This is a genomic window from Sinobaca sp. TMA16-18, from assembly GCF_059510535.1.
On sequence record NZ_JCAKFM010000001.1, the window covers coordinates 528,695 to 552,541 of the forward strand.

The window sequence follows — 23,847 nt, forward strand, 5'->3', positions numbered from 1 at the left end:
TTTATACTTCCTTTGTTTCTTCTTTTTGGAAAGGCAGGATGCCCTTTAGTGCTTCTGCCTGGACAACAAAAAGTTCTTCCGCACCCTTTTCAGCAAGATCAAGCATCGTATTCAGCTGTGTTCTGGAATACGTTGCTTCTTCTCCGGTCCCCTGCAGTTCGACAAGCTTCTGATCTCCAGTCATGACAACATTCATATCTACTAAAGCCGCTGCATCTTCTTCGTAGCAAAGATCCAGCAGAGCCTGCTCTTCTTTATCAATGCCAATCGATACGGCACAGAGGTAGTTTGTTATTGGCAGAGACTTGATTTTCTTTTTCTTTACATGACCCTGCAGCGCCATCACCATCGCTACATAGGCACCCGTTATGGAAGCGGTTCTTGTGCCCCCGTCTGCCTGAATGACATCACAGTCTATCCAGATAGTCCGTTCGCCCAGTACACTTAAATCGACAACAGAGCGGAGCGACCTTCCGATCAAACGCTGGATTTCCATCGTTCTGCCGGTCAACTTCCCTTTTGCTGCTTCTCTGATGTTTCTTTTTGCTGTCGCTCTTGGAAGCATCGAATACTCTGCAGCAATCCAGCCTTTGCCTGAATTTCTTAGAAAAGGAGGAACCCTGTCTTCGATACTTGCCGTACAAATCACTTTTGTGTCACCGACTGTAATCAGCACTGAACCTTCCGGATGCATCAAATAATCTGTTTCTATCGTTACGGGTCTTAATTCATTTTCTTGTCTCTGGTCAATACGGTACATACTCTTTCCCCTTTTGCTGCTCTCTATTTTTGTGCGCTTGTTTTGCTTAATTGTATTGAATACACGGCCAGTTCATTATTTTGCAGCCATTCTTCTGCCATATCTTTAAACGATTCCGCCGGACCTGTAGTGTAGTATATATTTTCTTCAAGTGCTTCTTCCATCGCTAAATCGTTATTGTAATGAAGGATGGTGCTGACTTCTCGGGCCGTTTCATCCCCTGAGCTGATCAGCGAAATATGTTCTCCTACTACTTCCTGAATCAGTTCCTGCAGCAGAGGGTAGTGGGTGCATCCAAGAATCATCGTGTCAAAAGAAGAAGATAAGAGCGGCTGAAGCGTATTCGTTATGACTGCAACAGCTTCTTTTTTTTCCGTAAAGCCATTTTCCACTAATGGGACGAACGGGGGACAGGAAAGACTGTCCACCTTTACGTTGGCATTAATCGTATGCAGCGCTTCGATATAAGCCCCGCTTGCGATTGTACCTGCTGTACCGATAACTGCTACATGATTATTTTCGGTTACTTTTAATGCTGTAATAGCCCCTGGCTGGACAACTCCAATCACTGGAATGGAAAGCGATTCTTTCACTTCCTCCAGTACGACTGCAGTGGCTGTATTACAGGCAATAATAAGCATTTTTATGTCTTCTTCAAGCAGGCGGTCGATCATTTCCCACGTAAATGCCCTGACTTCTTCAACAGGACGTGGTCCATATGGGCATCTGGCGGTATCCCCTATGTATACCATCCTCTCCTTTGGAAGCTGTCTTGAAATTTCTTTTGCTACTGTGAGGCCTCCCAGCCCCGAATCAATGACTCCTATCGGTCTTTCCACGCTTTTCCCTCGTTTTCTATTAAAGGTATGCTTATCTATTTTGTATCGGCTGTTTCATTTTCTGTTGTATCTTTCAACTGGTTCATTTTTTCCTGCAGAGCTGCCATACCTTGTTCAATAGAGCTCACTTCTTCCGCTGACATTTCTGATAAAACGCCTTCTAAATATATCTGCCGTTCATTAATAACATCTTTAATGATGACTGTTCCTTTTTCTAAAAGATGAATTCGTACGACGCGGCGGTCTTTTTCATCTTTCACACGTTCTACGAGCTCATTTTTTTCCATCCGGTCGATCAAATCCGTTGTAGTGCTGCAGGCCAGATACATACGCTGGGAAAGTTCGCCGATCGTCATATCTCCCTCTTCCTGCAGCCATTGTAAAGCAACAAACTGCGGTGGGGTAATAGGAAACTCGTTTAGAATTTCTCTTCCCTTCTGCTTTACGATATAGGAAACATGCCGAAGCGACTTTTCTATTTGAGACACTTGCTGTCGATTCACCACTGTTTTCCTCCCTTCCTTTCGGGTCTCTGTATATTTTCGCTTGTTTCGCTCTTTATTGCAAGTCGTATGAAACAAAATCGAGTGGATGATTCCCCTCCTCTGCTTTTCACATACAAAAAAAGCTGCCCCCGGGAAGAGGCAGCTTTTCATTACATCTTTTCTGTAATAAATCCACGCTTTTGAACCAGCTCAGCAATTTCTTCAGAAGTAGACAACGTCATCGCTTCTTCTACTAATGATTCTGTATCTTTCTTGGAAAGCTGACGGATCTGGCTTCTTGCAGGCAGGACAGATGTCGCACTCATACTGAATTCGTCCAGTCCAAGACCGAGCAATAGCGGAACAGCTGTCGCTTCTCCAGCCATTTCTCCACACATGCCGGCCCATTTGCCTTCTTTATGAGCAGCATCAATAACATTTTTGACAAGTCTTAGTATAGCCGGATGATATGGCTGGTATAAGTGAGCCACTTTTTCGCTCATTCGGTCTGCAGCCATCGTATACTGAATCAAATCGTTAGTACCGATGCTGAAGAAATCTACTTCTTTGGCAAAGATTTCCGCCGCTGCGGCAGTAGATGGAATTTCCACCATAATGCCGACTTCAATCGCATCACTTACTTCTGTACCGGAAGCCGTCAGTTCTTCTTTCACTTCCTGAAGAAGAGCTTTAGCCTGTCTGACCTCTTCAATAGCAGCTACCATAGGAAACATAATACTAAGCTGCCCGTAGGCACTTGCACGGAGTAGAGCTCTCAGCTGCGTTTTGAACATGTCTGTTTTTTCAAGACAAAGACGGATGGCACGGAAACCTAGAAATGGATTCATTTCTTTAGGCAGATCCAGATATGGAAGCTCTTTGTCTCCTCCGATATCAAGCGTGCGGATAACTACGCGTTTGCCGTCCATTTTTTCCAGAACAGTCTTATACGCATCAAACTGCTCTTCTTCCGTAGGCAGTTCATTACGTCCCATATAAAGAAATTCTGTACGGTAGAGGCCGATGCCTTCTGCTCCGTTGGCCAGCACCCCTTCCATATCCTGAGGCGTACCGATATTGGCAGCAAGTTCTACATGATGATCATCTTTTGTAACAGAGGTTTCATTAACAAGCTTTGCCCATTCTTCTTTTTGGCGGGCAAAAGCTTCTTTTTTCTCTTTATACTCAGAGATTGTTTTTTCATCAGGATTAACAAGGACAGCGCCTTCCAACCCATCAATAATGACAAAGTCGCCGGTTTTAATAGAGGCGGTAGCTTCTTTTGTCCCAACAACAGCAGCCACTTCCATTGATCTTGCCATAATAGCAGAATGGGAAGTCCTGCCTCCGATATCTGTGGCAAATCCTTTAATATAGGCTAAGTTAAGCTGTGCTGTATCAGAAGGAGTTAAGTCTTCCGCAATGACTACTGTTTCTTCATTGATTTCAGCAAGGTTTGTATTTTCCAGTCCCAGCAGATGAAGAAGCACACGCTTTGATACGTCTTTAATATCTGCAGCACGCTCTTTCATGTACTCATTATCCATGCTTTCGAACATGGAAACGTACATATCAGATACTTCTTTCATTGCAAATTCCGCGTTAATGCCTTCTTTGATTTTTGCTTCGACGGCATCAAGCAATTCAGGATCTTCTAAAACAAGCAGATGGGCAGAAAAAATCTCTGCTTTATCTTCGCCCATTTCTTTAAGCGTTTTATCTTTAATTACCGTAAGTTCTTCTTTCGCAGTCGCTACTGCTTTCTTATAGCGGGCTGTTTCCTCTTCAACGTCGGACACGGTCTTTTTTTGAATATCCATATCAGGCTGTTCCAAAATGAAAGCCGGTGCCATTGCGATGCCTTTAGAAGCGGCAATTCCTGTCAGGCTCTGTGGCATTACTCCCCAAGCCCTTCCTTTACTACTTCTTCAATAGCATTCATTGCTTCGTCTTCGTCAGATCCGTCAGCTTTGATTGTTACTTCTGCACCTTTGCCTACTCCAAGAGACATAACTCCCATAATAGACTTTAGGTTTACGGACTTGCCGTTATACTCTAGTGTAATATCAGAGGAAAATTGGCCCGCTTTATTTACCAGTTGTGTAGCAGGGCGTGCGTGGATCCCAGTATCGTTCGTAATATTGAATGTTTTTTCTTTCATGTCAAATTCCCCTTTTCTTTACTTTCATTTATATCGCTTTCATAAACATACTAAGTATTGACCGTAATGGTCAAGTAAAAGATAAATAGTTTGTCCATGAAATGCCGGCAGCCAAACATCCAGTGATTAAAAAAAGCATGAGTATATACAGCTGAAAACCCCTCTGTATTCTGCAGATAATACAAAAGTATCTATCAGCTTTTCCCTACTCATGCCTGATCTAATTAGTCACACGTTTATCTGCCGGCATAGTGAGCGAATATTTATCCAACGACTATTTTAACACTTGTCATTTCTATAGACAAGCAACTTGTTGCAAAACAAATGAAATAGCAGTTTCGTTCACTGAAGGCTGTTCATTCGTTCTTTATCTTCCTCACTCCATGGAAGAGATGAGCCCGTTTCTTTGGATATTTGAACGACGGCTCCGCGTCCGGTTAAGCATTTCTCCCCGTCCGTGTTCTTTACCAGGTAATGCACATCTGCGGAGCTGTTACCGATCCGCGCTATCTTCATATATACTTCCAGTGCTTCATCAAAGTAAACCTGTTTTATATAATCACAGTGCATATCCGCTACGACAATCATTTTTTCTGAATCCGGTGCGAGCCACTGCTGCATTAATCCGACCTTTTTAAAAAATGCCAGCCGAACGTTTTCAAAGTAGACAAATGCATTGGTATTGTTTAGATGCCCAAACGCATCTGTTTCGGAAAACCTCACTGTTGTTTCATTATAGAAGGAGAAGTCTTTCTCCCATTTTGTCCAATCTTCAATATAAGAAGGGGTACCCATATATATGCTCCTTTTCTGTACACAGCTGTTCTGTTTAGTATAAGAAAAGCCGGTGCAGGTTATACCTGCACCGGCCGAATTTCAAACATTATTTATCACTGCCGAAAAAGCTTTTAAACGACTGAATGTTTGTGTCTCTGTTCAGCGCGGCAATGGAAGTCGTAAGAGGAATACCTTTCGGGCATGATTGCACACAGTTCTGCGAGTTACTGCAGCTTGAAATGCCTCCATCTCCCATTAGTTCCTTTAAACGTTCTTCTTTATTCATTTCTCCCGTTGGGTGGGCGTTAAACAATCTCACCTGGGAAAGAGCAGCCGGTCCGATAAAGTCGGAATTGTCATTCACGTTCGGGCAGGCTTCAAGACAGACACCGCAAGTCATACACTTGGAGAGCTCATAGGCCCACTGACGCTTATTCTCTGCCATTCTAGGTCCTGGTCCAAGGTCGTATGTTCCGTCAATCGGAATCCATGCTTTTACCTTTTTAAGCGAGTCAAACATTCTTGAACGGTCAATATGAAGATCACGTACTACAGGAAATGTTTTCATTGGCTCCAGACGAATCGGCTGTTCCAGCTGATCAACAAGCGCTGTACAGGACTGACGCGGCTTGCCGTTGATTACCATTGAACAGGCTCCGCAGACTTCCTCCAGGCAGTTCATGTCCCAGATAACAGCAGACGTTGGATTGCCCTGGGCATCTACCGGGTTTCGACGGATTTCCATAAGTGCCGAAATAACATTCATGTTCTGGCGGTAGGGAATTTCAAATTCCTGCTTATATGAAGGTTCATCCGGTCCTTCTTGTCTAGTCACAACAAACCGGATTACTTTGTTTTCGGTCTTTTCACTCATTAACTTCCGGCCCCTTCCTTTTTACCTGCTTTTTTCTGGGAATAGTCGCGTTTACGAGGCTTAATAAGAGATACATCGACTTCCTCATATTCAAATTCAGGTCCCTTTTTCGCAGGGTTGTATTTCGCTTTCGTTGTTTTCAAAAACTCTTCGTCATTACGATCCGGGAATTCCGGCTTATAATGAGCGCCGCGGCTTTCATTTCTATGATAGGCCCCCATCGTAACAACTCTGGACAGGTTCAGCATTCCTTTTAACTGACGTGTGAAAGATGCTGCCTGGTTGCTCCATCTGGACGTATCATTAATATTAATGTTTTCCCAGCGGTCCAGAAGTTCCTGAATTTTTTCGTCTGTTTTGAGAAGCTTTTCGTTATCACGTACAACGGTTACATTGTCCGTCATCCATTCGCCAAGCTCTTTATGAATCACATAGGCATTTTCTTTGCCATCCATGTTCATAATTTTCTCAAACTCATCTACTTCTTTCTGCTTGGAACGGTCAAAGATTTCACTGCTCATGTCTTCAGCAGATTTCTCCAGTCCGTTCATATATTCCACTGCTTTAGGACCTGCAACCATCCCGCCGTAAATAGCGGACAGCAGCGAATTAGCTCCTAAGCGGTTTCCGCCGTGCTGGGAATAATCACATTCGCCGGCAGCGAACAGGCCTGGGATATTGGTCATCTGGTCATAGTCGACCCACATGCCGCCCATGGAATAATGAACAGCAGGGAAAATCTTCATTGGTACTTTACGGGGGTCATCACCCATAAACTTTTCGTAGATTTCCATAATGCCGCCAAGCTTAACATCGAGTTCTTTTGGATCTTTATGGGATAAGTCAAGGTATACCATGTTTTCGCCGTTAATGCCGAGCTTCTGCTCCACGCAGACGTCAAAAATTTCACGGGTAGCAATGTCACGTGGTACGAGATTTCCGTACGCCGGGTATTTTTCTTCAAGGAAATACCATGGTTTGCCATCTTTATAAGTCCATACACGTCCGCCTTCTCCGCGGGCAGACTCACTCATTAAACGGAGCTTGTCATCACCGGGAATAGCTGTAGGGTGAATTTGAATAAACTCCCCATTGGCGTAATAGACGCCCTGCTCATAAAGAGCTGCTGCTGCATAGCCTGTGTTAATCATAGAGTTCGTAGACTTTCCGAACATAATTCCCGGTCCGCCGGTAGCCATGATAACCGCATCTCCACGGAACGTCTCCACATCGTGGGAGCTCAGATTCTGTACGGTTACCCCTCTACAGGCGCCTTCATCATCAAGAACCGCAGAAAGAAATTCCCAGCCCTCGTATTTATTAACAAGTCCAGCTGCTTCATAGCGTCTTACCTGCTCGTCAAGCGCGTACAAAAGCTGCTGTCCCGTCGTTGCTCCTGCAAATGCTGTGCGGTGGTACTGCGTGCCGCCGAATCTTCTAAAGTCAAGCAGCCCTTCTGCTGTCCGGTTAAACATAACGCCCATACGGTCCATCAAGTGGATGATTCCCGGAGCTGCTTCCGTCATTGCTTTAACGGGAGGCTGGTTGGCAAGGAAGTCGCCGCCGTATACTGTATCGTCAAAGTGCTCCCATGTGGAATCGCCTTCTCCTTTTGTGTTAACAGCGCCGTTGATTCCGCCCTGTGCACAAACAGAGTGCGATCTTTTTACGGGAACAATGGAAAATAAATCTACTTGAATGCCTGCTTCTGCTGATTTAATTGTTGCCATCAGGCCGGCCAGGCCTCCACCGACTACGATGATTTTGCCATTACTCATAATTGACCCTCTCCTTAATTAATTGACAGTCTAAGGACTTATACAAATGCAAAAATGGATCTTAGTCCAATGATGGTTAATACAACGAACAGTCCAATTGTTGCATAAGTGGAGATCTGCTGGGAGCGTGGTGTCACGGTAATGCCCCAGGTAACCATAAACGACCATAAACCATTAGAAAAGTGGAACGTAGCTGCTACGACCCCAAGAATATAGAAAACAAGCATGAACGGGTTACTTAGTATTGATGCCATCATATCATAATCTACTGTCTGACCAAACATTGCAGCAATTCTGGTTTCCCATACGTGCCAGGTGATAAAGATAAGCAGAAACACACCGGTAATGCGCTGAAGCAGAAACATCCAGTTACGGTAGTATCCAAAGCGTCTTGTGTTTGCCTTCCCCTGGAATACGATAAACAGACCGTAGATAGCATGAAACAGAATGGGAAGAAAGATAATAAATATTTCTAAAAAATAGCGGAATGGAAGCTGTTCCATAAAATGAGCGGCCTGGTTAAACGCCTCGGCCCCCCGGGTAGCAAAATGGTTTACGATAAAGTGCTGGATTAGAAATATCCCAATGGGAATGACTCCAAGTAAAGAATGAAGTCTGCGGTTAAAAAATTCACGGTTTTCAGCCATGCAAATATCCTCCTAAAATTATTCCATTTTTGTTGGTGATTCTTGATGCACCTTCTGCTTTTTCACCATCCCTTTCAAACCGAATAGAAAATGCCCCACAAAATAAAACAGCCCATGTACAAAGCTGTTTGGTTGTCACCTTATGTAATGGAACAAAAACAAAACGGTCATTTTCAAGTTCGTTGCCATTTAGAAAAACGAAAGCGGTGCAGGATAGATAATAATTTATCCATTATTTACGTTTTTCGTAATCACAGCGCGCATTGTACTTCAACACATTTATTGTACTCCCACTTTTCCAGTGAGTCAAGAAAACGGATACATGCCTTTATAAACAAAATATACAAAAACCTCCTTCCCTAAACGGATTTTTTAGGGAAAAGAGGCTGTTTTTGTTTTTATTAACCAATAATAATACGTTCTGTTGGATATTTATAATAAGACTTCGTTTCTTTTCTTTTTACCGACAGCAGGAAGGCTAAAATCCCCACCCGGCCGACAAACATTAATACCATCAGCACGAGCTGGCTCGGCCTTGATAAATCATCTGTAATGCCTGTTGTTAAGCCGCATGTTCCGAATGCGGAACTCACTTCGAAGATAATATCAATGAGCTCCACGTTCGTATTGTTCTGTTCCAGCGCACTAATACATAGGACTGCCGCAAATACACCAACAAGAAAAAATGACAGAACGATGAACGCTTTTTGTTTATCTTCCGGGTGAATCTGCCGGCCGAACACTTTTACTTCTTCCTTCCCCAGCGCAAAGCTGCGGATCGTTAAAAACATGACAGCCAGCGTTGTGGTTCTCAAACCGCCGCCCACGCTTGACGGGCTTGCTCCAATAATCATTAAGGAAGATACAAACAACAGCGTAGGCAGCGAGTAGGCCGACACATCCATCGTGGACAGCCCCGCACTCCGGGCACTGGCTGAATGAAAGATCGCCGATGACACCTGCTGATGCCAGGCCATTCCCTGATAGTAAACGTTCGCTTCCAGCAGCAGAATACCGATCACACCTATGGCAAAAACAAGAAAATAAGTCGTTACTGTTACCTTTGTGAACAGGCTGAAACGAAAGTCCTTGCTGTTGGAAGAAAAATATTCCCTGATCTCCATTAATACAGGAAATCCAATCGCTCCTGCAAAGATAAGCAGCACAACAATCAGCTGGACGTAATAATCATCCGCAAACGGAATCAGCGATTGGCCGGTCACATCAAATCCCGCGTTTGTAAATGCAGTTAAAGCACCAAACGCTCCCTGGTAATAAGCCTGGCCGACCGAGTCGAAATATTGTATATAATAAGTACCAAGAATAAGAGCCCCCACCGCTTCAATAGCCAGCGCCAGGAGGAGTATGTTTCTCATTAACTTTACCATACCGGAAAACTGGTATTGATTCTGATCGACCATAATAAGAAGCCGTTGAGATAAATTAATTTTTCTGCCCAGAAGCAACCACACAAATGTGCCCAGGGACATAATACCAATGCCTCCTACCTGCATGGCCAGCGCCAGGAAAAAAACCCCCGTATAGCTCAGCGTTTCAGAAACATTAATAACGGTCAGCCCGGTTACGCTTACTGCCGAAACGGAAGTAAATAGTGAATCCAGATAACCAACCTCGATGCCGGGCTTATGGGAAACAGGAAGCCACAGCAGAACGCTGAATAGAAGCATGGATACAATATATGAAAAAATAATCATTCTAAAAGGCGTCATAAATGCGTTCGTAAATTTTTTCATGCCTCAACCTCCGCTGGATTTCGGACATCAGTATATCATTTATGCTTTTTATAATCTATAGAGATTTCAGCAGGAAGCCTGTATAATAAAGACAGAAAAGGAGGCTTTTATGTCAGACACTAACAGCACGTCCCCTTCATTTGGCTACGCCCTTCTCAGAGAAACGCTTCTGCCGGAACTACTTGGGCATGATGAGCCTGAAATATTATACTGGGCCGGTAAGTCCCTTGCACGGAAATACCCCTGCGCTTCAGTAGAAGAAATTTTGGAATTTTTTAACAAAGCTTATTGGGGAGACCTGCAGATTATTAACGAAAAAAAACGCGAACTGCAGTTAAAGCTCAAGCCAACCCATGATACATATTCCTTTCTCCTGGAAGCAGGATTTCTCGCTGAGCAGTTATCCACGCTTAAACAAACAGCGGCGGAAACGTACCTGAATGAGAAAAAAGAAGACTACACCTTTTCTGTCCGCTGGGATAAAGAGTAACACAATAAAAAGGAACTGCCGCAGACAAACATGCAGCAGTTCCTTTTATTTATTTGGGAGCCGGTGCCTCATGAAGCCGTTTCAGCAGTTCTCTTGAGACACTGTCCGGAATAGCTATGGCTCTAAAGTCATCCACCGTTGCCGCTTTCATGTTTTTCATGGAACCAAAATGCTTTAAAAGGGCCCGCTTGCGTTTTTCTCCCACCCCTGGAATATCATCCAGTACAGAAGAAAACATCGTTTTCCCTCTCGTCTGCCGGTGAAACGTTATCGCAAAGCGGTGCACTTCGTCCTGAATGCGCTGGAGAAGGTAAAAAGAAGAGCTGTTTCGTTTTAACGGCACGACTACAGGAGGATCTCCCATAATGAGTTCGGACGTATTGTGTTTATCGTTCTTCGCCATACCCGCTACCGGTACATTCATGCCAAGTTCATCTTCTATGACGCTTAATGCAGCACTCAGCTGGCCTTTGCCGCCATCCACCAGAATCAAGTCCGGGAGTGCCTGGCCTTCTTTCAGCAGTCTTGTATACCTCCGGCGTATAACTTCTTTCATGGAGGCGTAATCATCCGGTCCAGTAACGCTTCTCACTTTATATTTACGGTAATCTTTCTTAAAAGGCTTCCCGTCCATAAACGTTACCATCGCAGCAACTGGGTCAGTTCCTTGTATGTTGGAGTTATCAAAGGATTCTATCCGGTGCGGCATATCAATCTGCATAGCTTCCGCCAGCTCTTCCACCGCTTTTACCGTCCTTGCTTCATCCCGCTCAATAAGGGAGAAGCGCTCCTTTAAAGCGTGGGCTGCATTGCGTTCGGCCAGCTCTACCAGCTCTTTCTTCTTTCCTCTGGCAGGCTGTATTATTTTTATCTCCAGCAGCTGGGCGGCCATTTCCTGGTTGATACCCATTGGAATGAATACTTCTTTAGGCTTCAGATGATCTTCCCGAAGATAAAACTGTCCCAGAAACGTCAGAAAATCCTCCTCCGGTTCCTGGTAATAAGGAAAGACCGATACATCGCGTTCAATCATCTTACCGCTTCTGATAAAGAAAACCTGTACGCACATCCAGCCTTTTTCCACAGAATAAGCAAAAATATCGCGATTTACTGTATCGTTAATGTTCATTTTTTGTTTTTCCATTACCGAGTCAATATGATGAATCTGATCACGGAGCTCTTTGGCTCTTTCAAAATTCAACTCATCAGAAGCCGTATGCATTTTTGCACGCAGGTCTTCTTTTACCAGCTGATGGCCGTTGTTCAAAAACTTCGCAATATCCTGCACCATTTTCTGGTTGGTTTCTTTAGAGACTTCAAACTCGCACGGAGCCAGACACTGCCCTATATGATAGTAAAGACAGACTCTGTCCGGCATCGTTCGGCATTTCCTCATAGGATAAAGTCTGTCGAGAAGTTTTTTTGTTTCGTTGGCTGCCCCGGCATTCGGATATGGCCCAAAATACTTAGCCCCGTCTTTTTTTATTTTTCTCGTTGTAATTAAACGAGGGTGTTCTTCTTTTGTGATTTTGATATAAGGATATGACTTATCGTCTTTTAGCAGCACATTGTATTTTGGCTCGTATTTTTTGATTAGATTCATTTCCAGAATTAACGCCTCGAGGTTGGATGAAGTAATAATGTATTCAAAATCCACGATTTCCCCGACGAGGCGCTGGGTTTTCCCATCATGGGAGCCTGTGAAATACGACCGTACCCTGTTTTTTAATACTTTTGCTTTTCCTACATATATAACAGTGTCGTGCTTATTTTTCATTAAGTAGCAGCCCGGCTGGTCCGGAAGCACGGTTAACTTTTCTTTTATTGTATTCAATCCGTAACACCTCTTCACTTCATTCTTCTCTCGTAGTATAAAGCGAAAGTATGTTTGTGTGCAAAGAATCCTTCCTTATATATAGGAAAAAGCCGCTGATATTCCTTCAGCGGCTTTTTCCTATATATTAGATGTGTTTATTTAATAATTCAACAAGTTGTTCTTTCGGCTGAAAGCCTACAACCTGGTCTACTACTTCGCCGTCTTTAAAAACAAGAAGAGTAGGAATGCTCATTACGCCGTACTTACCGGCTGTTTCCTGATTTTCATCAACATCTAATTTTGCGATCTTTATCTTGTCGCCCATTTCTGTATCGATTTCCTCGAGTACTGGAGCGATCATTTTACATGGTCCGCACCAAGTAGCCCAGAAGTCCGCCAATACAACGCCTTCAGACGTTTCTGTTGAGAAGTTTTGATCAGTAGCTGTTACAATTGCCATTTGTGTGGTCCTCCTTTAAAGTAGCTTTATTAAGCTAATGCATATTATAGCATTGTGTATAAATTGTGGCTAATAGATTGCCTGTATATTATTTATCCGCTTCTTATTTGTCTAAACGCACAGCCGGCTCACGAAAAAGCCTGCCGGGGCCGGCAGGCTTTTTTTAAGAGGCAGTAACTTTTTTAAATTCTTCTGTGAGGGCAGGAATGATATCAAACAAATCGCCGACAATACCATAGTCTGCTACTTCAAATATCGGCGCTTCAGGGTCTTTATTGATAGCTACAATTACTTTGGAATTGGACATGCCCGCTAAATGCTGAATGGCTCCACTGATACCTGCTGCAATATAAAGGTCCGGCGTAACCACCTTACCTGTTTGTCCGATTTGCAGCGCATAGTCGCAGTAATCTGCGTCACACGCCCCGCGGGAGGCACCAATAGCTGCGCCGAGAACGTCTGCCAGCTCTTCCAGCGGCTTAAAGCCTTCTGCACTTTTCACGCCTCTTCCACCGGCTACAATGATATTAGCTTCCGCTAAATCAATACCGCCCGTGCTCTTTTTCACTACTTCTTTGATAATGGTACGCAGATTAGTAATCGTAAATGTTTTCGTATCTATACTTCCGTTTCTGCTGCTGTCAGCCTCCAATGCCGGAATATTATTGGGACGAATCGTGATAAATAAAAATCCCTCGTCTACCGTCAGCTTTTCAAATGCTTTACCGGAATAGACTGGACGAATAAAGTGAGCTTCTGCTCCTTCGCCTTCTATATCCACGCAGTCCGTAATAAGCCCCGAGCTCAGCTTTCTGGAAAGTCTCGGCGCCAAGTCTTTACCGCTGGACGTATGGCCGATAACGAGTCCTTCCGCCTGCTCTTCTTCACATACCTGCTCCATTGCCTGCATGTAGGCGTCTGTCGTGTACTGCTTTAATTCATCCATTTCCGACACGATCACGCGGTCAGCTCCATGCTGAATCATTTTTTCTGCATGAGAGGCAGCTCCTTCACCAAATAATACACCAACTACTTCGCCGCCGTCTGCTGCCTTTCGTCCTGCTGCGATCGCTTCAAACGTTACATTTCTTAATTCATTTTCTTTTGCTTCTCCCAAAACAAGAATTTTTCTGCCCATTATGATCTCTCCTTTATATAACTTTTGCTTCTGATTTTAATAATTCCACCAGCTGCTGTGCCTGTGACTCCGTTGATCCTTCAAGAACTTTCCCGGCTCCTTTTTCTGGCGGCAGGAAGCGGTCAACGGTCGTTGTTTTCGCTGCAATATCTTCTTCATCAAGGTCGAGGTCGTCAAAATCGATCGTTTCGAGCGGCTTTTTCTTTGCTTTCATAATTCCCGGAAGCGAAGGATACCTTGGATCATTTAAGCCCTGCTGGCAGGTAACCAGTAAAGGCAGCGATGTTTCCACAATTTCTACGTCGCCTTCCACATCCCGTTCAATCGTGACTTTGGTGCCGTCAATATCGAGCTTCGTAATGGTAGTCACCTGATTCATCTGCAGTCCTTCTGCAAGCCTGGAAGCCACCTGACCGGCTCCATCATCGACAGCCACGTTACCACCGAGTATAATATCGGCTTCCTTGTCTTTGAAATATGCCGTTAATACTTCACCGATCGTGTAATGATCAATAGCTTCGTCCATGTCTTCCATGTTCAAAAGCACGGCTTTGTCTGCTCCCATCGCCAGAGCTGTGCGGAGTTCTTTTTCCGCTTCTTCTTCGCCTACAGTGACGACCGTAATTTCTCCACCGTGGGCTTCTTTTAACACGATAGCCTCTTCGAGTGCGTATTCATCGTAAGGGTTAACGATGAACTCCGCCCCCTCTTCATCAATGCGGCCATTTTCAATTACTATTTTTTCTTCCGTATCGAATGTTCTTTTCATTAATACAAATATGTTCATGTTTTGTTCCTCCCTGATTTTTTTATTTGTTTTTGAAAGACGGCTTTCGTTTTTCAATAAATGCCTGAATCCCTTCTTTTGCATCTTCACTGGCAAACGCCCTGCCAAACAGCTCGGCCTCTTTCCGGCTTCCCTCTTCTCTGGCAGGCGGAATGGCATAGCGGAGAAGCTCCAGCCCCATTTCTGTCGTGACGCGGCTTTTCGAAGCGATATGACCGGCGATTTCAACAGCTGCTTTGACATGTTCGCCTTCAGGTACCGCCTTGTTTACCAGCCCCCATCGTTCTGCTTCTTCTCCATTGATAGGAAGACCGGTCAATATCATTTCGCCTGCTTTAGGACGCCCCACCAGCTCAGGCAGCCTTTGGCTTCCCGCGTAACCTGGTATCAAGCCGAGCGTTGTCTCCGGGAGGCCAAGCTTCGCTTCTTTTGTGGCGATCCTCATATGGCATGCCATCGCCATTTCCAGTCCTCCGCCTAAAGCCGCGCCATGAATAGCCGCAATTACCGGTTTTGTAAGGGCTTCCATTTTGTTGAACACCTGCTGGCCGTTTGTTCCTAAATCTGAAAAACCGCTGCTGCTTTCTACATCTGTAAACTCTTTAATATCGGCACCGGCTGCAAAAAATCTGCCTTCACCGTACAGCACGGCTGCATGAACTTCTTTTTCGGACTCAATTTCATCCAGAATAATGCTCAGTTCTGAAAGGACCGAGGCTGCCAGGGCATTAGCCGGCGGCCTCTCAAAAACGATGTGGGCGATATTATTTTCCACCCGCCATTGTAAATGCTCCATCAGTATCCCTTCTTTCTATTGTTTTGCCCGGATTGTTGCTCCAAATCCCTGCAGAAGCATGGAAGCGGTGGGAGCGGCTAATTCATTCAAATCATATCTGTATTCATTCATTATCCAGGTGGTAACGACTTCATCAATCGTACCGAAAATCATCTGCCGTGCCAGTTTTTCGTTTAAATCCTCTGAAAAAACGCCTGTTGCTTTTCCTTCTTCAATCAGCCCGTCCATAATCAGGAGGTATTCTTTTAAAATATCATTGATCTGCTTTCGCAGGTGGCTGCTGGACTGCCTTAATTCAAGCTGCGTTACGATCGCCAGGTTTTTGCTTAATGAAAGCTGGCGGAAATGATTGGCTACGAGCGAATGCAGTTTTTCTTCGACCGACAGCTTGGACGTAAGATCTTCTTTAATATTCGATATAAACTGGCCCATTTTTTCTTCGAATACAGAAATCAGGACATCTTCTTTATTTGTAAAATATAAATAAATGGTGCCATCCGCTACACCGGCACGCTTTGCTATCTTTGATACCTGGGAATTGTAATAGCCGTTCTCCGCTATTACGTCTACTGCCGCTTCTATAATTTGTTCGTATTTGGGACCTTTTCGTTTCCCCATGGCAGAACGCCCCTTTTACAATGTATTAATAGTGAATGACTGTTCATTCATTATATGTCTAGCTTTATCATAGATAATATTTAAAGGAGTGTCAAGCGTTATTCCACAGATTTTCAGCGTTTAAAAAAGCCCGGTGCCATGACCGGGCTTCCCTGCAGTGGTTCTAAAAGCTGTTGACGCAGATCAGCTGCCTTTCTGCATTTCTTTTGCTTTAGTATTTTTTTCTTCTTCTTCAACAAGAACCCGTCTGAGTACTTTACCAATAATCGTTTTTGGAAGCTCTTCTCTTCGTTCAAACAATCTCGGTACTTTAAAAGAAGCCAGATGCTCTCTGCAGAATGCTTCGATTTCTTCATCTGTTGCACTTTTTCCATCTTTGAAAACAAGGAAAGCTTTCACGGTTTCTCCACGGTACGGATCCGGTACCCCGATAACCGCCGCTTCTTTTATTGCTTCATGTTCATACAGCACTTCTTCAATTTCTCTAGGATAAATGTTAAAGCCCCCGGCAATAATCATGTCTTTTTTGCGGTCAACAATATAAAAGTAGCCTTCATCGTCCATATAGCCCATATCTCCGGTCAGAAACCAGCTTCCGTGAAATACGGCCGCTGTATCCTCCGGCCGGTTCCAATAGCCTTTCATCACCTGCGGACCCTTCAGCATAATTTCTCCAATTTTCCCTGCTGGAGCCGGTCCTTCCGTTTCCGGATCGTAAATAGCCGCTTCTGTATCCGGCCATGGAATGCCTATACTTCCTTCTTTCCGCTTTCCCCAGATAGGTGTGGAAATGGCCACCGGCGACGTCTCTGTAAGCCCGTAGCCTTCTACCAGCTTCCCGCCGGTCAGCTTTTCGAACGTCTGCTGGACTTCGAGTGGCAGCGGAGCAGAACCGCTCAGGCAGGCTTCAATAGAGGACAGGTCATATTTATTAATAGTAGGTTCATTAATCAGTCCTACATACATTGTTGGGGCTCCCGGAAAAACTGTTACTTTATGCTTTTGAATCGCTTTTAAAATAGGAACCGGTTCAAAACGGGGAACAATAATCATTTTAGCTCCATGCATAATACTGATATTCATTACTGTCGTCATGCCGTATACGTGGAAAAACGGCAGCGCTGCCATGATCGTCTCTTTTTTCCGGTCAATACCATACATCCAGGCGCTGCTCTGCATTGTATTTACGACTAAATTATAATGCGTGAGCATAACACCTTTGGCCGGACCGGTTGTGCCGCCTGTATATTGAAGAAGAGCAATATCTTCTTTTGGATCAAAGGAAATATCCAGCTTTTCCGGCTTTCCCTGCGCCATGATTTTCTTCAGCTGGTGAGTTGTGCTGTCATATACCACCTGCTTGGCCAGTGCCGCATTTTTACGCTGCACGAGCGGATACAGATTTTTTTTAGGGAAAGGAAGGTAATCTTTAATGCTTGTTACAAGAACATGTTCAAGTGATGTTTTGCTTCGGACTGCCTGCACACGCGGATATACTAAATCCAGGCATATCATAACTTTTGCCTGGGAATCGTTCATTTGATGCTCCAGCTCACGCTCCACATAAAGTGGATTTGTCTGCACTACTATGGCACCCGCCATCAGTGCACCGTAATAACAGATTACGGCTTGAGGGGAGTTCGCGAGCATAATCGCTACCCTGTCTCCTTTTACTACCCCGAGCTTTTGAAGCTGGCTGCTCAGCTTCAGGGCCTCTTCATACACTTCACTGTATGTCATATCTTTCCCCATAAAGTGAAGGGCTTCGCGGTTTGGCTGACTCGCAGCCGTTTCTTCCAAATAAGAGTGCAGCGTTTTTTCATCATAGGAGATACTTGTAGGTATTTCCTTCGGATAGTGCGAGAGCCATGCATGCGTTTCTTCCATATTAAATCCCCCTTTAAAATGTGGACACTAAAAATACGTGTAGAAGCACTCTATACGCTCATTATAATGGAACCGCTTACAATTATAAAGAGCAAATTGTAAAAAAATGGGCTCTGCCCTGAGGCCTGCCCATTCTCTCATTAAAGCGAAGAAATTAAATAGATACAGCCTGCTGCAAAAAACACCGCACAGCAGACGAGTAATATTTTAGCTAACCGCTCCATTATCTTCCTCCTCCTGTCAGCTTAATATCCCTGCTCCTATAACAAAGGAAAGGCCGACGGAAATAATAAATGCAATCAATCCGACCGCCCGATTATCTTTCGCAAGCTCCTCATCCACTTTGAACATAGGCGTTAAAAACTCGAATACGAGATAGCTGATAATTAACAGAACAAAGCCGAGACAGCCCCACACGATCGTTGTGAGTATCTGGTCGTTTTGAAGGATGGAAAAATGAAGAATATTAGCCACGCCGAATATTTTCCCTCCGGTGGCAAGCGCCACCGCAATATTGCCTTTTTTTATCTCTTCCCAGTTGTTATAGGGGGTTATCGTTTCAAATACAGCTAAAAATACGATAAGGGAAAGCAGAGCTACACTGTAGTTGGCAGCGGTCTGTCCGAATGACGTCTGTAGTATGGTTTCCAGGCCGGCCACCTTCCTTTCACTATCTCAGGTGGTCTGAGGTATTATTTTAGTTCAGCAACCGTATTTCCAATGCCGCCTTCATTCATTCCGCCGTCACGCGTGCTTTTCACACTTGGGTGTTTTTTAAGGTACTCCTTTACCCCTTTGCGCAGCGCACCGGTTCCTTTTCCATGAATGATATGAACCTGGCCGTATCCTGCCAGCACCGCTTCGTCCAGGTATTTCTCCACCTGGCGCAGGGCGTCTTCATAGCGTTGGCCCCGCAGGTCAAGCTCAGGCTTCACCGGAGCGCTGGTCGTTACCGACCGGACATTGCGGAGAGGGGTTTTTTCCTTAGAACTGCCCAGTTTTTCCATATTGCTTTTTGTTACCGTCATTTTCATAATACCGAGCTGAACCTGAAATTCATTTTCATTCAGCTGTTCGAGCACCTGGCCTTTTTGTCCAAAACTTAATACTTTTACTTCATCACCAGGCTTGATGGAATCTATTTTTTCAGCCTGTCTTTTTATTTGTTTGATTCGCTTCGTTGGAGCAGGCTGCGCTTTATCCATTCGGGATTTGGCATCAATAAGCTGGTGCTCTTTTACATTGTATCCCTGTTTCTCCAGCTCCCTCAGCTCACGGATAATGTCATCTGCCTGCTTTTTGGAAGCCGAGAGTTCGCTTTCCGCATCTTCCCGTGCTTTTTGGAAGATGGCTTCTTTTTCTTCTTCCACCTGCTGTACTTTTTCTGCCAGTTCCTTCTGCAGCGATTCTGCTTCTTTTCGAAGAGAGACCGCCTGCTTTTCCTGTTCTTCTACAGACAGCTGTCTGTCCTGCAGAGAAGCAATCATCTGCTCCATCTGCTGGCTGTCGGTGCTTACCTCGGCTTCAGCCGCCGTAATAATCTCATCGCTTAAGCCCAGGCGTTTGGAAATCGCAAAAGCATTGCTCCGTCCCGGCACGCCAATTAACAGTCGGTAGGTCGGCCGCAGCGTATTGACATCAAACTCCACGCTCGCATTCATAACGCCTTCCCGGTTATAGGCGTATCCTTTCAGCTCACTGTAGTGCGTCGTGGCAATAAGAGAGGCTCCTTTATTATATACGTAGTCCAGAATCGAAACAGCCAATGCAGCGCCTTCTGTCGGGTCTGTTCCAGCACCTATCTCATCAAACAGTACGAGACTGTGATGGTCAATCTTCCCAAGAATATCCACAATATTGGTCATGTGGGATGAAAAGGTACTTAAGTTCTGTTCAATCGACTGTTCGTCCCCAATATCGGCATAAATGGACTCAAATACAGCGGCTTCTGATTGTTCCTCTACCGGAAGAAACAGCCCGGACTGGGCCATCAGCGTCAGCAGGCCGGCTGTTTTCAGCGTGACCGTCTTACCACCTGTATTCGGCCCTGTTATAACGAGAGAGGAAAAATCTCCTCCAAGCTCCACCGTAATTGGTACAACTTCGTCTTCTTCAATGAGCGGATGTCTCGCTTTTTTAAATCGGAAATGACCCGTGCTGTTCACCTTTGGCTGTGTCGCTTTTAAGTCGTGGGCATAATACCCTTTTGCAAATATAAAATCCACATAGCCGAGCGTCCGGGTGTTCTCCAGCAGCTCTTCTCCGTTTTCCTCAATTTCTGCTGATAGTTCACGGAGTATTTTTTCGATTTCAATTTTTTCTTTCCCACGGGCTTCCCGCAGCACGTTGTTCATTGACACCACGGACTGCGGTTCAATAAATAAAGTGGCTCCGGAAGCCGACTGGTCATGGATGATGCCGCCGAATGATCCCCGGTATTCCTGTTTGACGGGGATAACGTAGCGGTCGTTTCGAATAGTAACAATCGAATCAGACAATTTCTTCTGCTGGTCCTGGGATTTAGTAAGCTGATCAAGCTTGGAGCGGATAGAAGCCTGCTGCCCTCTTATCTGCTGGCGGATACTGCGAAGAGTCGGGGTCGCGCTGTCCATTACCTCCCCGTTATCATCTACCGACTGCTTGATCGACCGCTCTACATCGGTCAGTACCGTAATAGAGCCCACGATTTCATCCAGTCCGGGAAGCTCAATGCCGTCCTCCACCATTTTGTCGATAAACGTTTTCACTCTTCTCGCAGCATAAATCGTATCTGCTATTTCAAGCAGTTCCCATGCGTTCAGGACGCCGCCGATCTGGGCTCGTTTAATATGGGCAAAAACGTCTTTAATCCCCCCGAGAGGAGCCTGCCCTTTTAAGCGTACGACCCGGTGTGTTTCCTCCGTAATTTTCATCGCATGCTTTATATCATCCACCGAAGACATCGGCTTCATTTGTTCAATTTCAGCTCTTCCCAATGAAGAACCAGCATGCTTTTTCAGCTGGTCCTTCATCTTGTTGTACTCGAGCACCCGAAGGACTCTATCGTTCATTGTCATCTTCCTTTCTTATTGGAGCAGGCGTTTCTCTTTTTTCTGCTGCAGATAGTTCGTTAATTCCGCTGCCGTCAAGGTATTTAGGACCTGATCCGGCCGGAGCATTGCTTTTCTCGCGATGCCTGTTCCTGTTTCCATGTCATCCATCATTTTCGGATTATGTGCATCGGTATTGACCGCAAGCGCCACTCCCGCGTCCGCAGCTTTTTTCAGCCATTCCGCGGAAAGGTCCAGCCGGTTTGGATTGGCATTCATCTCAAGTGCTGTGCCCGTTTCAGCCGCACGCTTAATCAGCGTAGGAAGGTCTACATCATACCCGGTCCTTCTTCCTAGTAAACGGCCGGTAGGGTGGGCAATCAGATCAACATGCGGGGAGGTGAGAGCTGATTCAAACCGTTCCATAATGACAGACCTTTCCTGGGAAAACGAAGAATGAATCGATGCAATTACTACATCCAGCTGCTCCAGAACGCTTTCATCAATGTCGAGGAGGCCGTCTGGACGAATATCCATTTCAATGCCTGCAAATATATGCAGGTCTGTATATTTTTCATTTACAGTTTTTATTTCTTCTATCTGCCTGAGTATACGATCTTCATCAAGACCATGAGCAACTCTTAAAAACTTGGAATGATCGGTAATAGCGATCCATTCATATCCTCTTTTTCTCGCCTCTTCGGCCATCTCTTCGACGGACTGGGCACCGTCACTCCAGGTCGTATGCATGTGCATGTCTCCCCGGATATGAGAAAGTGTTACATCTTCCCGGGGTCTGCTGTACACGTCCAGCTCATCTTTCCCCGCTCTTGCTTCGGGTGGAATATAATGAAGGCCAAAGTGACCGAAAAATGCCGTTTCATCTGCAAACGTCTGCACGTTTCCGCTTTCCACGTTCTCTATTCCATATTCACTGATCCGTTCTCCGTTTGATTTAGCCAGCTGCCTCATTTTTACATTGTGATCCTTTGAACCGGTAAAATGGTGAAGCGTTGTGGCAAAAGCATCATCTTCAATCATACGGACATCCACCTGTACCGGGTACTCATCGCCTTCGAGCTCCAGGGAAAGCTTCGTATCCCCGTCTGCGATAATGCTGGAAATGCCCGGAAACGCCTTTATTTGTTCTTTCACGCGTCCCGGATCATCGGTGGAAATAATGTAGTCCATATCTTTAACGGTTTCTTCGAGCCTTCTTAAACTGCCGGCACGGGCGTAGCGGTGCATTCCCTCTATTGCAGTCAGCTGTTCTTCAAACACAGCCGCCATTTTCAGCATCAGTGGAATAGGAAGCCTTTCCGGCCGGCTTCCCATTTCTTCCAGTGCTTTCATTATTTTTTCTTCCGATTTGGCTGCAAAACCGGCCAGTTCACGGATCTGTTTGCCTTCACAGGCTTTCGCCAGGTCAGCTGCATTGGTAATGCCTAATTCCTGATAGAGCTTTCCTATCTTTTTGCCTCCAAGTCCGGGAAGCTTCAGTAAAGGAAGCAGACCTTCCGGAATTTCTTCTTTCAGCGTCTGCAGAAGCTCCGAGTCGCCGTGTTCTATTAGTTCATTAATTAAGGCGGCCGTTCCTTTTCCGATGCCGGAAAGCTTGGATACATCCTCTATATCGTTAATGGAGCGCTCATCGTTTTCAAGCGCCTGGGCAGCTTTTCGATAAGCAGAAATTTTAAATGTATTTTCTCCTTTGATTTCCATATAAACAGCGATACGTTCCAAATGATTAATAATCTCTTTTTTATTCATCGGTTTCCTCCATTAAAAGTAGAAAAAACTTCTCTTCAAGAGAAGCTTTTTCTTTTATTAACGACGTGCTGTTGGCACATACTTTTTTAATAACCCTGCACTCCCAGACTCTGAAGCCACCCGGATAAATAAGGCGTTTCGTAAATCATATACTGGGCCAGGCCTGACTGCGCTATCGCCTGCTGAATAGGATCTACCGGTACCAGCGAGAAAGCTATAAGCAGTATAAACAGAACCACATAAGTCTCTACCATCGCCAGCAGTCCTCCGAGCCATTTATTAAGCATGCTCACAAGAGGAATACTCGATATCACATTAAAAATAGAGCCAAGCATCTGCATCACTATCTTTGCAATAATAAACAGTGCGATAAATGCGATCGCAGAGTAAAAGAAGGTCTGCATATCAAACGTTGCCGACAAAAACTGCACATTCTGGCTGCCGGAATCCTGCAGAAATCCAGGGTACGGCACCCACTGCCTCAGCCAGGCGGCCGTGTCTTCGTAAAAATAAAACGCAATGACTAAAGCGAGTAGAAAACTCACTAACGAAACAAACTGCAGGATAAATCCTTTTCTTAAGCCGGAAAAAAAACTTACGACTAGAAAAAGAAGAATCAGTATATTTATAAGCATCTGTTATCTGTCCTCATTTTCCTCTTGAATAGTCTGCTCGTTCTTGTACAGTTCTTTCATTTTTAAATTTTCATCCACCAGATTGACTGCTGTTAATACTGCCAGTCTCGTCGTGTTTAAATAAGGGTTCAGTGATTTATGTTCTTTCATTTTGTCTGTCAGGGCTTTCGCTACTCTTCTGACATGTTCGGGCGGGTCATCTCCAACAATTGTGTACTGCTGTCCATATATCGTCACCGTTGTTTTGTATTTATCTTTTTCCTCAGCCATCGTTATGCCCCCTGATCTCAGCGAATCCTATACTTAATCATAACAGAATCGCCAACCAATGAAAAATGTTTCCCAC

The 23,847-nt window shown here is 44.9% G+C and carries 24 protein-coding genes; 1 reads left to right on the forward strand and 23 read right to left on the reverse strand.

Going from position 1 to position 23,847, the window contains the following annotated elements; all coding sequences use genetic code 11:
• Nucleotide 1: 1 nt before the first annotated feature.
• The 11 genes from rph to AC5W14_RS02790 form a co-directional block, all read right to left on the reverse strand.
• Nucleotides 2-760, reverse strand: coding sequence for a ribonuclease PH (rph, locus tag AC5W14_RS02740; protein WP_496059138.1), 759 nt, complete (start codon nucleotides 758-760; stop codon nucleotides 2-4).
• 23 nt (nucleotides 761-783) lie between these two features.
• On the reverse strand, nucleotides 784-1,599 hold the full coding sequence (gene racE / locus AC5W14_RS02745) for a glutamate racemase (RefSeq protein ID WP_496193634.1): 816 nt from the start codon (nucleotides 1,597-1,599) through the stop codon (nucleotides 784-786).
• Nucleotides 1,600-1,634: 35 nt separating this feature from the next.
• A complete protein-coding gene (locus tag AC5W14_RS02750; RefSeq protein WP_496193635.1) occupies nucleotides 1,635-2,102 on the reverse strand; it encodes a MarR family winged helix-turn-helix transcriptional regulator in 468 nt (155 codons plus the stop codon).
• Nucleotides 2,103-2,254: 152 nt separating this feature from the next.
• On the reverse strand, nucleotides 2,255-3,982 hold the full coding sequence (ptsP, locus tag AC5W14_RS02755; RefSeq protein WP_496193636.1) for a phosphoenolpyruvate--protein phosphotransferase: 1,728 nt from the start codon (nucleotides 3,980-3,982) through the stop codon (nucleotides 2,255-2,257).
• The gene (locus tag AC5W14_RS02760) at nucleotides 3,982-4,245 is read right to left on the reverse strand and encodes a phosphocarrier protein HPr (RefSeq protein ID WP_120192561.1); all 264 of its coding nucleotides are present in this window, start codon (nucleotides 4,243-4,245) and stop codon (nucleotides 3,982-3,984) included. Before AC5W14_RS02760 ends, ptsP begins: the two co-directional genes overlap by 1 nt.
• Nucleotides 4,246-4,587: 342 nt before the next feature.
• Complete coding sequence (locus AC5W14_RS02765) at nucleotides 4,588-5,040, reverse strand: acyl-CoA thioesterase (protein ID WP_496193637.1); 453 nt, start codon at nucleotides 5,038-5,040, stop codon at nucleotides 4,588-4,590.
• Nucleotides 5,041-5,128: 88 nt separating this feature from the next.
• Nucleotides 5,129-5,896 (reverse strand): succinate dehydrogenase iron-sulfur subunit, encoded by a 768-nt coding sequence (gene sdhB / locus AC5W14_RS02770; RefSeq protein WP_496059133.1) that lies wholly within the window; start codon nucleotides 5,894-5,896, stop codon nucleotides 5,129-5,131.
• The gene (sdhA, locus tag AC5W14_RS02775; protein ID WP_496059132.1) at nucleotides 5,896-7,674 is read right to left on the reverse strand and encodes a succinate dehydrogenase flavoprotein subunit; all 1,779 of its coding nucleotides are present in this window, start codon (nucleotides 7,672-7,674) and stop codon (nucleotides 5,896-5,898) included. The genes sdhB and sdhA overlap by 1 nt, the downstream gene beginning before the upstream one ends.
• A 38-nt stretch (nucleotides 7,675-7,712) precedes the next feature.
• Entirely contained in the window at nucleotides 7,713-8,321 is a 609-nt protein-coding gene (locus AC5W14_RS02780) for a succinate dehydrogenase cytochrome b558 subunit (protein ID WP_496059131.1), read from the reverse strand.
• Complete coding sequence (locus AC5W14_RS02785) at nucleotides 8,314-8,460, reverse strand: hypothetical protein (RefSeq protein WP_496059130.1); 147 nt, start codon at nucleotides 8,458-8,460, stop codon at nucleotides 8,314-8,316. Before AC5W14_RS02785 ends, AC5W14_RS02780 begins: the two co-directional genes overlap by 8 nt.
• A gap of 262 nt (nucleotides 8,461-8,722) precedes the next feature.
• The gene (locus tag AC5W14_RS02790) at nucleotides 8,723-10,075 is read right to left on the reverse strand and encodes a TrkH family potassium uptake protein (RefSeq protein WP_496059129.1); all 1,353 of its coding nucleotides are present in this window, start codon (nucleotides 10,073-10,075) and stop codon (nucleotides 8,723-8,725) included.
• Nucleotides 10,076-10,184: 109 nt separating this feature from the next.
• Between AC5W14_RS02790 and AC5W14_RS02795 the strand changes: the two genes are divergently transcribed.
• Nucleotides 10,185-10,565, forward strand: coding sequence for a DUF2507 domain-containing protein (locus tag AC5W14_RS02795; RefSeq protein ID WP_496059128.1), 381 nt, complete (start codon nucleotides 10,185-10,187; stop codon nucleotides 10,563-10,565).
• Between the two features lie 49 nt (nucleotides 10,566-10,614).
• Here AC5W14_RS02795 and uvrC read toward each other — a convergent pair whose 3' ends face one another.
• The 12 genes from uvrC to zapA all read right to left on the reverse strand — a co-directional run bounded on the left by uvrC (nucleotide 10,615) and on the right by zapA (nucleotide 23,771).
• Nucleotides 10,615-12,342: an excinuclease ABC subunit UvrC gene (gene uvrC, locus AC5W14_RS02800; RefSeq protein WP_496193689.1), complete on the reverse strand. Its 1,728-nt coding sequence runs from the start codon at nucleotides 12,340-12,342 to the stop codon at nucleotides 10,615-10,617.
• A 184-nt stretch (nucleotides 12,343-12,526) separates the two neighbouring features.
• Nucleotides 12,527-12,841 (reverse strand): thioredoxin, encoded by a 315-nt coding sequence (gene trxA / locus AC5W14_RS02805; RefSeq protein WP_120192569.1) that lies wholly within the window; start codon nucleotides 12,839-12,841, stop codon nucleotides 12,527-12,529.
• A gap of 163 nt (nucleotides 12,842-13,004) precedes the next feature.
• Nucleotides 13,005-13,979, reverse strand: a complete 975-nt coding sequence (locus AC5W14_RS02810; protein WP_496193638.1) for an electron transfer flavoprotein subunit alpha/FixB family protein — start codon at nucleotides 13,977-13,979, stop codon at nucleotides 13,005-13,007.
• Nucleotides 13,980-13,992: 13 nt separating this feature from the next.
• Nucleotides 13,993-14,766: an electron transfer flavoprotein subunit beta/FixA family protein gene (locus AC5W14_RS02815; RefSeq protein WP_496059126.1), complete on the reverse strand. Its 774-nt coding sequence runs from the start codon at nucleotides 14,764-14,766 to the stop codon at nucleotides 13,993-13,995.
• 22 nt (nucleotides 14,767-14,788) lie between these two features.
• On the reverse strand, nucleotides 14,789-15,562 hold the full coding sequence (locus tag AC5W14_RS02820) for an enoyl-CoA hydratase (protein WP_496193639.1): 774 nt from the start codon (nucleotides 15,560-15,562) through the stop codon (nucleotides 14,789-14,791).
• Nucleotides 15,563-15,577: 15 nt separating this feature from the next.
• On the reverse strand, nucleotides 15,578-16,180 hold the full coding sequence (gene fadR / locus AC5W14_RS02825) for a fatty acid metabolism transcriptional regulator FadR (RefSeq protein WP_496193640.1): 603 nt from the start codon (nucleotides 16,178-16,180) through the stop codon (nucleotides 15,578-15,580).
• Nucleotides 16,181-16,363: 183 nt separating this feature from the next.
• The gene (locus AC5W14_RS02830) at nucleotides 16,364-18,067 is read right to left on the reverse strand and encodes a long-chain-fatty-acid--CoA ligase (RefSeq protein ID WP_496059123.1); all 1,704 of its coding nucleotides are present in this window, start codon (nucleotides 18,065-18,067) and stop codon (nucleotides 16,364-16,366) included.
• A gap of 240 nt (nucleotides 18,068-18,307) precedes the next feature.
• Nucleotides 18,308-18,718, reverse strand: a complete 411-nt coding sequence (locus AC5W14_RS02835; RefSeq protein ID WP_496059646.1) for a DUF350 domain-containing protein — start codon at nucleotides 18,716-18,718, stop codon at nucleotides 18,308-18,310.
• Nucleotides 18,719-18,759: 41 nt separating this feature from the next.
• The gene (locus AC5W14_RS02840; RefSeq protein ID WP_496193641.1) at nucleotides 18,760-21,117 is read right to left on the reverse strand and encodes an endonuclease MutS2; all 2,358 of its coding nucleotides are present in this window, start codon (nucleotides 21,115-21,117) and stop codon (nucleotides 18,760-18,762) included.
• 15 nt (nucleotides 21,118-21,132) lie between these two features.
• Complete coding sequence (polX, locus tag AC5W14_RS02845; RefSeq protein ID WP_496193642.1) at nucleotides 21,133-22,866, reverse strand: DNA polymerase/3'-5' exonuclease PolX; 1,734 nt, start codon at nucleotides 22,864-22,866, stop codon at nucleotides 21,133-21,135.
• Between the two features lie 86 nt (nucleotides 22,867-22,952).
• On the reverse strand, nucleotides 22,953-23,501 hold the full coding sequence (locus tag AC5W14_RS02850) for a CvpA family protein (RefSeq protein ID WP_496193643.1): 549 nt from the start codon (nucleotides 23,499-23,501) through the stop codon (nucleotides 22,953-22,955).
• A gap of 3 nt (nucleotides 23,502-23,504) precedes the next feature.
• Entirely contained in the window at nucleotides 23,505-23,771 is a 267-nt protein-coding gene (gene zapA / locus AC5W14_RS02855; protein WP_496059119.1) for a cell division protein ZapA, read from the reverse strand.
• Nucleotides 23,772-23,847 lie beyond the last annotated feature (76 nt).

Bases quoted from the DNA above. Each gene is read 5' to 3' on its own strand.
- rph (WP_496059138.1), bottom strand. From the start codon at position 760: ATGTACCGTATTGACCAGAGACAAGAAAATGAATTAAGACCCGTAACG.
- ptsP (WP_496193636.1), bottom strand. From the start codon at position 3,982: ATGCCACAGAGCCTGACAGGAATTGCCGCTTCTAAAGGCATCGCAATG.
- AC5W14_RS02760 (WP_120192561.1), bottom strand. From the start codon at position 4,245: ATGAAAGAAAAAACATTCAATATTACGAACGATACTGGGATCCACGCA.
- AC5W14_RS02765 (WP_496193637.1), bottom strand. From the start codon at position 5,040: ATGGGTACCCCTTCTTATATTGAAGATTGGACAAAATGGGAGAAAGAC.
- sdhB (WP_496059133.1), bottom strand. From the start codon at position 5,896: ATGAGTGAAAAGACCGAAAACAAAGTAATCCGGTTTGTTGTGACTAGA.
- sdhA (WP_496059132.1), bottom strand. From the start codon at position 7,674: ATGAGTAATGGCAAAATCATCGTAGTCGGTGGAGGCCTGGCCGGCCTG.
- AC5W14_RS02780 (WP_496059131.1), bottom strand. From the start codon at position 8,321: ATGGCTGAAAACCGTGAATTTTTTAACCGCAGACTTCATTCTTTACTT.
- AC5W14_RS02790 (WP_496059129.1), bottom strand. From the start codon at position 10,075: ATGAAAAAATTTACGAACGCATTTATGACGCCTTTTAGAATGATTATT.
- AC5W14_RS02795 (WP_496059128.1), top strand. From the start codon at position 10,185: ATGTCAGACACTAACAGCACGTCCCCTTCATTTGGCTACGCCCTTCTC.
- uvrC (WP_496193689.1), bottom strand. From the start codon at position 12,342: ATGAAAAATAAGCACGACACTGTTATATATGTAGGAAAAGCAAAAGTA.
- trxA (WP_120192569.1), bottom strand. From the start codon at position 12,841: ATGGCAATTGTAACAGCTACTGATCAAAACTTCTCAACAGAAACGTCT.
- AC5W14_RS02810 (WP_496193638.1), bottom strand. From the start codon at position 13,979: ATGGGCAGAAAAATTCTTGTTTTGGGAGAAGCAAAAGAAAATGAATTA.
- AC5W14_RS02815 (WP_496059126.1), bottom strand. From the start codon at position 14,766: ATGAACATATTTGTATTAATGAAAAGAACATTCGATACGGAAGAAAAA.
- AC5W14_RS02820 (WP_496193639.1), bottom strand. From the start codon at position 15,562: ATGGAGCATTTACAATGGCGGGTGGAAAATAATATCGCCCACATCGTT.
- fadR (WP_496193640.1), bottom strand. From the start codon at position 16,180: ATGGGGAAACGAAAAGGTCCCAAATACGAACAAATTATAGAAGCGGCA.
- AC5W14_RS02830 (WP_496059123.1), bottom strand. From the start codon at position 18,067: ATGGAAGAAACGCATGCATGGCTCTCGCACTATCCGAAGGAAATACCT.
- AC5W14_RS02840 (WP_496193641.1), bottom strand. From the start codon at position 21,117: ATGAACGATAGAGTCCTTCGGGTGCTCGAGTACAACAAGATGAAGGAC.
- polX (WP_496193642.1), bottom strand. From the start codon at position 22,866: ATGAATAAAAAAGAGATTATTAATCATTTGGAACGTATCGCTGTTTAT.
- AC5W14_RS02850 (WP_496193643.1), bottom strand. From the start codon at position 23,501: ATGCTTATAAATATACTGATTCTTCTTTTTCTAGTCGTAAGTTTTTTT.
- zapA (WP_496059119.1), bottom strand. From the start codon at position 23,771: ATGGCTGAGGAAAAAGATAAATACAAAACAACGGTGACGATATATGGA.